This is a genomic window from Kitasatospora sp. NPDC049285 (genome assembly GCF_040678815.1).
GTDB lineage: Bacteria > Actinomycetota > Actinomycetes > Streptomycetales > Streptomycetaceae > Kitasatospora.
The window spans coordinates 20592-29937 of sequence record NZ_JBFAQR010000077.1; the positions used below are offsets into that span (position 1 = coordinate 20592).

The window sequence follows — 9346 nt, forward strand, 5'->3', positions numbered from 1 at the left end:
TTCGGTGTCCTTCGTCCGTCAGTCGGTGATCTCGGGCCGGCCGGCCAGGGCCTTGGCGGTGGCGTCCTTCCAGGCCATCCAGCTGAGCAGGGCGCACTTGACGCGGGCGGGGTACTTGGAGACCCCGGCGAACGCGACCGCGTCCTCCAGGACCTCCTCGTCGCCCTCGGACTGGCCCTTGCTCTGCATCAGCTCCAGGAAGGCCTCCTGGATCTGCTGGGCCTCGCCGACCGGCTTTCCGACCACCAGGTCGTTGAGCACGGAGGCGGAGGCCTGGCTGATCGAGCAGCCCTGCGACTCGTAGGAGACGTCGGCCACCACCGCGCCGTCGAGCTTCACCCGCAGGGTGATCTCGTCGCCGCAGGTGGGGTTGACGTGGTGGACCTCGGCGTCGCCGGTCCGCAGCCCCTTGCCGTGGGGGTTGCGGTAGTGGTCCAGGATGATCTCCTGGTACATGGAGTCGAGCTTCATGGAGCAGCCACCTCAGCCGAAGAAGTTGCGGACGTGGTGGAGGCCGTCGATCAGCGCGTCGACCTCGCCCGGCGTCGAGTACAGATAGAACGACGCCCTGGTGGTCGCCGGAATTCCGTACCGCAGGCAGACCGGCCGTGCGCAGTGGTGGCCGACCCGCACCGCGATGCCCTGCTCGTCGAGCACCTGGCCCACGTCGTGCGGGTGGATGTCGCCGAGCGTGAAGGAGATCGCCGCGCCGCGGTCGACGGCCGTGCGCGGGCCGATGATCCGCAGGTCGGGGACCTCCAGCAGGCGCTCGATCGCGTACTCGGTGATCGCGTGCTCATGGGCGGCGATGCGCTCCATGCCGATCCCGGACAGGTAGTCGATGGCCGCGCCGAGACCGACCGCCTGGGCGATCGGCGGGGTGCCGGCCTCGAACTTGTGCGGGGCCGGGGCGTAGGTGGACGAGCCCATGGTGACGGTCTCGATCATCTCGCCGCCGCCGAGGAACGGCGGGAGGTCCTCCAGCAGCTCCTGACGGCCCCACAGCACGCCGATGCCGGTCGGGCCGACCATCTTGTGGCCGGTGAAGGCGACGAAGTCGGCCTCCAGCGCCTGCACGTCCAGCACCATGTGCGGGGCGGCCTGCGAGGCGTCGATGCAGACCAGCGCGCCGACCGACTGGGCCTTGCGGACGATGGTCTCCACCGGGTTGACCGTGCCCAGCAGGTTGGACACCAGGGTGAAGGAGACGATCTTCGTCTTCTCGGTGATCAGCTCGTCGATGTTGGACAGGTCGAGCCGGCCCTCGTCGGTGAGCCCGAACCACTTCAGCTTCGCGCCGGTGCGCTGCGCCAGCAGCTGCCACGGCACGATGTTGGAGTGGTGCTCCATCTCGGTGATCACGATCTCCGAGTCGGCGTCCACCTTGTACGGCTCGTCGGCCCAGCCCAGCATGTTGGCGACCAGGTTGAGCGACTCCGAGGCGTTCTTGGTGAAGATCACCTCGTTGCGGCTGGGCGCGTTGATGAAGGCCGCGACCTTGTCCCGGGCGCCCTCGTACAGCGCGGTGGCCTCCTCGGCGAGCACGTGCACGCCGCGGTGGACGTTGGCGTTGTGCTGCTCGTAGTAGGCGTTCAGGGCCTCCAGCACCTGGCGCGGCTTCTGCGAGGTGGCCGCGTTGTCCAGGTAGACCAGCGGCTTGCCGTCGTGCAGTCGGCGCCCCAGGATCGGGAAGTCCTTGCGGATCGCGTCGCCGAACTCCTGTGCCAGGGCGAGGGGTCCGGTCAGGTGGGTATGGCTCACTCGGAAGCGCCGCCCTTCACGTAGCTCTCGTAGCCCTCTTCCTCCAGCTTGTCCGCGAGCTCGGCACCGCCGGACTCGACGATCCGGCCGGCCGCGAAGACGTGGACGTAGTCGGGCTTGATGTAGCGCAGGATGCGGGTGTAGTGGGTGACCAGCAGGGTGCCGACCTCACCGGTCTCGCGCACCCGGTTGATGCCCTCGGAGACGATCCGCAGCGCGTCGACGTCGAGGCCGGAGTCGGTCTCGTCGAGGATCGCGATCTTCGGCTTGAGCAGCTCGAGCTGGAGGATCTCGTGGCGCTTCTTCTCACCGCCGGAGAAGCCCTCGTTCACGTTGCGCTCGGCGAACGCCGGGTCCATCTGCAGCGCGGCCATCGCCTCCTTGACCTCCTTGACCCACAGCCGCAGCTTGGGGGCCTCGCCGCGGACGGCGGTGGCGGCGGTGCGCAGGAAGTTGGAGACCGAGACGCCGGGCACCTCGACCGGGTACTGCATGGCCAGGAACAGGCCGGCCCGGGCCCGCTCGTCGACCGACATCTCCAGCACGTCCTCGCCGTCCAGCAGCACCTGGCCGCCGGTGACGGTGTACTTGGGGTGGCCGGCCAGCGAGTACGCGAGGGTGGACTTGCCGGAGCCGTTCGGACCCATGATCGCGTGGGTCTCGCCCTGCTTGACCGTCAGGTCGACGCCACGGAGGATCTCGCGCGGACCGCCCTCGGCGTTGACGGAGACGTGCAGGTCGCGGATTTCAAGCGTTGCCATGGGGTACTCAGTTCTCCTGGTTGACGGAGACGAGCACATCGTCCCCTTCGATCTTCACGGGGTAAACGGCGACCGGCCTGGTCGCGGGCAGCCCGGACGGCTTCCCGGTGCGCAGGTCGAAGCTGGAACCGTGCAGCCAGCACTCGATCATGCAGTCCTCGACCTCGCCCTCGGAGAGCGAGACGTTGGCGTGCGAGCAGATGTCGTTGATCGCGTACACGCCGTCGTCGGTCCGGACGATCGCGACCGCGACGCCGTTCAGCTCGACGCGCTTGGGAACGTCCTCCTGGAGGACGCTCAGCGCGCAGGCGCGGACGTAGGTCATGCGACCGTCTCTTCCAGCTCGGCCTCGATCTTCTCCATCAGACGGTCCTGGATCTCGGCGACGCCGATCTGCTGGACCAGCTCGGCGAAGAAGCCGCGCACCACCAGGCGGCGGGCCTCGTCGGCCGGGATGCCGCGGGACTGCAGGTAGAACAGCTGCTCGTCGTCGAAGCGGCCGGTGGCGGAGGCGTGGCCGGCCCCGACGATCTCGCCGGTCTCGATCTCCAGGTTCGGGATCGAGTCGACCCGGGCGCCGTCGGTGAGCACCAGGTTCCGGTTGAGCTCATAGGTGTCGGTGCCGAGCGCGGCGGCGCGGATCAGCACGTCGCCGACCCAGACGGCGTGCGCGTCCTGGCCCTGCAGGGCGCCCTTGTACGCGACGTTGGAGCGGCAGTGCGGGGTGTCGTGGTCGATCACCAGGCGGTGCTCGAGGTGCTGGCCGGCGTCGGCGAAGTACAGGCCGAACAGCTCGGCCTCGCCGCCGGTCCCCGCGTAGTTCACCCGCGGGTGCAGCCGGACCACGTCGCCGCCGAAGGTGACCACCACGGACTTGAACGTGGCGTCCCGGCCGACCAGCGCGTTGTGCTGGGCGACGTGCACCGCGTCGCGGTCCCAGTCCTGGACCGAGACGAAGGTCAGCTTCGCGCCGTCGCCGACCAGCAGCTCGACGTTGGCGGCCCGGGTGCCGGAGCCGGTGTGGTTCAGCACCACGACGGCCTCGGCGAACGGCTTGACCTCGACCACCAGGTGGGCGAAGGCGGTGCCGCCCTCGCCGTGTACGTCGATCCGGACCGGCTCGGTGAGCACCGTCTCCTTGGGGACGGTCACCACCAGGGCCTGCTCGAAGGCGCTGAACGCCTGCGCGGCGACCCGGTCCACCGGGGTGCCGGCCTTGCCGACGCGGGCGTCGTCCCGGCCTACCAGCTCGGAGGTGACGCCCTCCGGCAGGCCCAGGTCGATCTTGTCCTCGCCCTTGACCGCATCAACGGCCGAGCCGTCGTGCAGCCCGCCGAGGCGGTGCAGCGGGGTGAACCGCCAGTCCTCCTCGCGGCCGGTGGGCACCGGGAAGTCGTTCACGTCGAAGGACGGCTTGACCGCGACACGGGCGTCGATCGGCTGCCGGACGGTCTCGCGGCCGGTGCCCGGGCCGGCGAGCTGCGCGCCGGCGCCGGCGGTGCCGACCTCGATCGAACCGGCGGTGGTGGAGCCGGGGGTGTTCTGCTCAGCCATGGCTGTTCGTGTTGCTCTCTTTCGGAAATGGTCGACGGACGGCGGGTGCTGACGGCGCGTCAGCCGACCGCGCCCTCCATCTGCAGCTCGATCAGCCGGTTCAGCTCCAGCGCGTACTCCATCGGCAGCTCGCGCGCGATCGGCTCGACGAAGCCGCGGACGATCATCGCCATCGCCTCGGTCTCGGTCATGCCGCGGCTCATCAGGTAGAACAGCTGGTCCTCGGAGACCTTGGAGACGGTCGCCTCGTGGCCCATCGACACGTCGTCCTCGCGGACGTCCACGTACGGGTAGGTGTCCGAGCGGGAGATGGTGTCCACCAGCAGCGCGTCGCACAGCACGTTCGACTTGGCGCCGTGCGAGCCCTCGCCGATCTCGATCAGGCCGCGGTAGGAGGTCCGGCCGCCGCCGCGCGCCACCGACTTGGAGACGATGTGCGAGGAGGTGTTCGGCGCCATGTGGACCATCTTCGCGCCGGCGTCCTGGTGCTGGCCCTCACCGGCGAAGGCGATCGACAGCGTCTCGCCCTTGGCGTGCTCGCCCATCAGGTAGACGGCCGGGTACTTCATGGTGACCTTGGAGCCGATGTTGCCGTCGATCCACTCCATGGTCGCGCCCTCGTACGCCACGGCGCGCTTGGTGACCAGGTTGTAGACGTTGTTCGACCAGTTCTGGATCGTCGTGTAGCGGCAGCGGCCGCCCTTCTTGACGATGATCTCGACCACCGCGGAGTGCAGCGAGTCCGAGGAGTAGACCGGCGCGGTGCAGCCCTCGACGTAGTGCACGTAGGCGTCCTCGTCGACGATGATCAGCGTCCGCTCGAACTGGCCCATGTTCTCGGTGTTGATCCGGAAGTAGGCCTGCAGCGGGATGTCGACGTGCACGCCCTTCGGCACGTAGATGAACGAGCCGCCGGACCACACCGCGGTGTTCAGCGCGGCGAACTTGTTGTCGCCGGCCGGGATGACGGTGCCGAAGTACTCCTTGAAGAGCTCCGGGTGCTCCTTCAGCGCGGTGTCGGTGTCCAGGAAGATGACGCCCTGCTCCTCCAGGTCCTCACGGATCTGGTGGTAGACGACCTCCGACTCGTACTGCGCGGCGACGCCGGCCACCAGGCGCTGCTTCTCCGCCTCCGGGATGCCCAGCTTGTCGTAGGTCGCCTTGATGTCGGCGGGCAGGTCCTCCCAGGACTCGGCCTGCTTCTCGGTGGACCGCACGAAGTACTTGATGTTGTCGAAGTCGATGCCCGACAGGTCGGAGCCCCAGGTCGGCATCGGCTTCTTGCCGAACAGCTTGAGGCCCTTGAGTCGCAGGTTGAGCATCCACTCGGACTCGCTCTTCTTCGCGGAGATGTCGCGGACGACGTCCTCGTTGAGGCCGCGCTTGGCGGCGGCGCCGGCCACGTCCGAGTCGGCCCAGCCGTACTCGTAGGTGCCCAGGCCTTCGAGCTCGGGGTGTGCGATGTCAGTCATGCGAGGTTCCTCCGCGGACGATCCGATTCGTTGGGGGACGTACCGGCAGTCGGCACTGCACCGGGCGTCCGGGAGGACGACGGTGCGGCACCGGATGCCGGCACATACGTGGTGCAGACCCCGTCGCCGTGGGCGATCGTGGCCAGCCGTTGCACATGGGTGCCCAGGAGCTGCGAGAAGACCTCGGTCTCGGCCTCGCAGAGCTGCGGGAACTGCTCGGCGATGTGCGCGACCGGGCAGTGGTGCTGGCAGAGCTGGGCGCCGGCCGGTGCGCTCGCGGGCGGCGCGGAGGACACGGCGGACGGAACACGCCGCACCGTGGCAGCGTACCCGTCGGCGCTCAGCGCCTCGGCCAGCGCCTCGGCGCGCTGCTCGGCGTCGGCCAGCTCCAGGGCGGCCTGGTACTGGCGGCCCTGCCGGGCGAAACGAGCCCGGGCGAAGGCGGCGACCGCCTCCTCGCCCGCCTTGCCGCCGCCGGCCGCGTCGGAGATCCAGCGCAGCGCGTCGGCGGCCAGCTGGTCGTAGGCCTGGTAGAAGGCCGACCGGCCGGCGTCGGTGAGCGCGAACACCTTGGCGGGGCGCCCGCGGCCGCGGCTGCCGTACACGCGCTGCTCGCGTGCGTCGACGAGACCGGAGGCGGCGAGGCCGTCCAGGTGACGGCGGACCGCTGCGGCGGTCAGGCCGAGGCGGCTGGCCAGGTCGGCGGCCGAGGACGGCCCGTGGTCGAGAATCGACCGGGCGACCCGGTCCCGGGTCGCCCGATGCCCCTCCGCCAGGGCTTCCGCCGCCGTCGCGGGCACGGCACAGCCGGGGGCGTCGTGCTCCCCGGGCTGGGCGTCGTGCTCGCGAATCTTTTTCACAACACGATTGTTGCGTAATTCGGGTCCGAGAGACAAGCCGTGATCCACGCCTCACCGGTGTCGTCCATCACGGTAGGCAAGCCTTACCCGAGGACCGGCGTGAGCTGCTCCTACACTCGCCGGTATGCATGCAGACCCCGCCGTCGAGGTGACCGGACTGGTCAAGCGGTACGGCGACAAGACCGCCGTGGACGGGCTCGACCTCTCCCTCGCGCGCGGCGCCGTCACCGCCGTGCTCGGCCCGAACGGCGCGGGCAAGACCACCACCGTCGAGACCTGCGAGGGCTACCGGCGCCCCGACGCGGGCACCGTCCGGGTGCTCGGCCTCGACCCGGTCGCCCAGGGCGCCGAGCTGCGGCCCCGGATCGGTGTGATGCTCCAGTCCGGCGGCGTGTACCCCGGCGCGCGCGCCCTCGAGATGCTCCGCCACACCGCGAAGCTGTACGCCGACCCGCTGCCCGTCGGCCCGCTCGCCGAACGCCTCGGCCTGGACTCCTGCGGCCGCACCGCCTACCGCCGGCTCTCCGGCGGCCAGCAGCAGCGCCTCGCGCTGGCGATGGCCGTGGTCGGCCGCCCCGAGCTGGTCTTCCTGGACGAGCCCACCGCGGGCCTCGACCCGCAGGCCCGCCGCGCCACCTGGGAGCTGATCGCCGAGCTGCGCACCGCCGGCGTCACGGTGGTGCTGACCACCCACCAGATGGACGAGGCCGAGCAGCTCGCCGACGACGTCGCGATCATCGACCGCGGCCGCGTCATCGCCCAGGGCTCCCCCGACCGGCTGCGCGGCAGCGAGGCCCGGCTGCGCTTCGACGGCCCGGCCGGCCTCGACCTGGCCGGGCTGCGCAAGGTCCTCCCGGACGGCGCCGCCGTCGCCGAGGCCGCCCCCGGCTCCTACCGGGTGGACGCCGAACTCGACGCCGCCCTGCTGGCCGCCGTCACCGGCTGGTGCGCCGAGGCCGGCGTGATGCCGGACCGGCTGGCCGTGCAGCGCCGCAGCCTCGAAGACGTCTTCCTCGACCTGACCGGACGGGAACTGCGATGACCGCCGCCGACCTCACCCCCCGCCCGGGCGCCGCCCCCACCGGCCGGATGCTGCTCGCGCAGACCGCGCTGGAGACCCGGATGCTGCTGCGCAACGGCGAGCAGCTGCTGCTCACCGTGGTCATCCCGACCGTGCTGCTGGTCCTGTTCTCCGCCGTCGACGTGGTCGACACGGCCGGCCCCGGCAAGCGGGTCGACTTCCTCGCCCCCGGGCTGCTGGCGCTGGCCGTGATGTCCACCGCCTTCACCGGCCAGGCCATCGCCACCGGCTTCGAGCGCCGCTACGGGGTGCTCAAGCGCCTGGGCGCCACCCCGCTGCCGCGCTGGGCGCTGCTCGCCGCCAAGACCGGCTGCGTGCTGGTCGTCGAGCTGCTGCAGGTGCTGCTGCTCTCGGCGATCGCGCTGGCGCTCGGCTGGTCCCCGCACGGCAGCCCGCTCGCGGTGCTGGCGCTCCTGGTGCTCGGCACCGCGGCGTTCTCCGGCCTCGGCCTGCTGATGGCGGGCACCCTGCGGGCGGAGGCCACGCTGGCCGCCGCCAACCTGGTCTTCATCCTGCTGCTGCTGGCCGGCGGCGTGGTGGTGCCGCTGGCGAAGTTCCCCGCCGCGGTGCGCCCGGTGCTGGAGCTGCTGCCGATCTCGGCGCTCTCCGACGGCCTGCGCGCGGTGCTGCAGCTCGGCCACGGGGTGCCCTGGGGCGACCTCGGGGTGCTGGCGGCCTCGTCGGTGCTCGGCCTGACCGCGGCGGCCCGCTGGTTCCGCTGGGAGTAGCGGCCGCCGCCGGAGCACGGCATAAGCCCGCCTACGATGGTCCGGTGACCAACCCGTTCTCCCTCCTCGCCGACCGCTGGCACCCCTCCGCCCGGCAGGTCCGCCGGGCCGCTCTCGCCGCGCTGGTGATGAGCGTGGTGATCGTGGTCACCGGCGGCGCCGTCCGGCTCACCGCGTCCGGCCTCGGCTGCACCACCTGGCCGCGCTGCACCGGCGAGAGCGTGGTGCCGACGCCCGAGATGGGCGTGCACGGCGTCATCGAGTTCACCAACCGGATGCTCACCTACGTGCTGTGCGCCGCGATCGGCTGGGCGATCCTGGCCGCCCGCTGCGCCACGCCGTGGCGGCGCTCGCTCACCCGGCTCGGCTGGGCCCAGTTCTGGCTGGTGATGAGCAACGCCGTGATCGGCGGCGTCACCGTGCTGACCGGCCTCAACCCGTACATCGTGGCGGTGCACATGGTCGCCGCGATGGCCCTGGTGTGGGTCGCGGTGCTGATGTGGGAGCGCAGCGCGGAGGGCGACGCCGCGCCGCGGACGCTGGTCGCCGAGCCGATCCGGCACCTCGCCCAGGTGCTGGTCGCGGTGATCGGCCTGCTGGTGCTGGTCGGCACCATGGTCACCGGCGCGGGCCACCACCCGGGCGCGTCCAGCAAGGACGGCAAGCCGGTGGACCGGATCCCGATCGACTACGACCGCCTGGTGCAGGCCCACGCCGACCTGGTCTTCCTCTCGGTCGGCCTGACCCTCGCCGCGCTGCTGGTGTTCGCCGCCGTCAAGGCCCCCGCCCCGGCCCGGGCCCGGGTGCGCGAGCTGTTCGTCCTGCTGCTCGCCCAGGGCGTGCTGGGCTTCGTGCAGTACTTCACCGACGCGCCCGAGGTGATGGTCGGCCTGCACATGCTGGGCGCCGCGCTGATCTGGGGCGCCGCACTACGCGTCCCGCTGGCGCTGCGCAGCCGCGGCGGCATCCCCGCCCAGGCCAGCGCACCCGAGGCCGAACTGGTCGCCTGAGGCTCCGTCACGGGACGCCCTAGCTGTATTGACCACGAGCGTTGTTGACGGTGGTCTGGCTTGATCAAACGTGAAGACCTCCGGTGTGGTGGAGCTGTCTAGGACTGCACCGCACCGGA

10 protein-coding genes are annotated in these 9346 nt (G+C 71.1%); 3 read left to right on the plus strand and 7 right to left on the minus strand.

The window, feature by feature from the left end:
• Window positions 1-18: 18 nt before the first annotated feature.
• From sufU to AB0K51_RS31135, 7 genes are read right to left on the minus strand one after another with little or no spacing between them, the layout of a single operon-like run.
• Window positions 19-471: a Fe-S cluster assembly sulfur transfer protein SufU gene (sufU, locus tag AB0K51_RS31105; protein ID WP_363460961.1), complete on the minus strand. Its 453-nt coding sequence runs from the start codon at window positions 469-471 to the stop codon at window positions 19-21.
• A 12-nt stretch (window positions 472-483) separates the two neighbouring features.
• Complete coding sequence (locus tag AB0K51_RS31110) at window positions 484-1728, minus strand: cysteine desulfurase (RefSeq protein WP_363460977.1); 1245 nt, start codon at window positions 1726-1728, stop codon at window positions 484-486.
• Window positions 1729-1757: 29 nt separating this feature from the next.
• A complete protein-coding gene (gene sufC / locus AB0K51_RS31115) occupies window positions 1758-2522 on the minus strand; it encodes a Fe-S cluster assembly ATPase SufC (RefSeq protein ID WP_363460963.1) in 765 nt (254 codons plus the stop codon).
• Between the two features lie 7 nt (window positions 2523-2529).
• Window positions 2530-2847, minus strand: a complete 318-nt coding sequence (locus tag AB0K51_RS31120; protein WP_363460965.1) for a bifunctional 3-phenylpropionate/cinnamic acid dioxygenase ferredoxin subunit — start codon at window positions 2845-2847, stop codon at window positions 2530-2532.
• Window positions 2844-4076, minus strand: a complete 1233-nt coding sequence (gene sufD / locus AB0K51_RS31125; RefSeq protein WP_363460967.1) for a Fe-S cluster assembly protein SufD — start codon at window positions 4074-4076, stop codon at window positions 2844-2846. Before sufD ends, AB0K51_RS31120 begins: the two co-directional genes overlap by 4 nt.
• A 59-nt stretch (window positions 4077-4135) precedes the next feature.
• Complete coding sequence (gene sufB, locus AB0K51_RS31130; RefSeq protein ID WP_363460969.1) at window positions 4136-5548, minus strand: Fe-S cluster assembly protein SufB; 1413 nt, start codon at window positions 5546-5548, stop codon at window positions 4136-4138.
• The gene (locus AB0K51_RS31135) at window positions 5545-6348 is read right to left on the minus strand and encodes a transcriptional regulator (RefSeq protein WP_363460979.1); all 804 of its coding nucleotides are present in this window, start codon (window positions 6346-6348) and stop codon (window positions 5545-5547) included. The genes sufB and AB0K51_RS31135 overlap by 4 nt, the downstream gene beginning before the upstream one ends.
• A gap of 184 nt (window positions 6349-6532) precedes the next feature.
• On the opposite strand from AB0K51_RS31135, the gene AB0K51_RS31140 reads away from it, so the two are divergent.
• From AB0K51_RS31140 to AB0K51_RS31150, 3 genes are read left to right on the plus strand one after another with little or no spacing between them, the layout of a single operon-like run.
• A complete protein-coding gene (locus AB0K51_RS31140; protein WP_363460971.1) occupies window positions 6533-7450 on the plus strand; it encodes an ABC transporter ATP-binding protein in 918 nt (305 codons plus the stop codon).
• Window positions 7447-8217 carry an ABC transporter permease gene (locus AB0K51_RS31145; protein WP_363460973.1) on the plus strand — a complete coding sequence of 257 codons (771 nt, stop codon included), beginning with the start codon at window positions 7447-7449 and terminating at the stop codon, window positions 8215-8217. Before AB0K51_RS31140 ends, AB0K51_RS31145 begins: the two co-directional genes overlap by 4 nt.
• 44 nt (window positions 8218-8261) lie before the next feature.
• On the plus strand, window positions 8262-9227 hold the full coding sequence (locus tag AB0K51_RS31150; RefSeq protein ID WP_363460975.1) for a COX15/CtaA family protein: 966 nt from the start codon (window positions 8262-8264) through the stop codon (window positions 9225-9227).
• Window positions 9228-9346 lie beyond the last annotated feature (119 nt).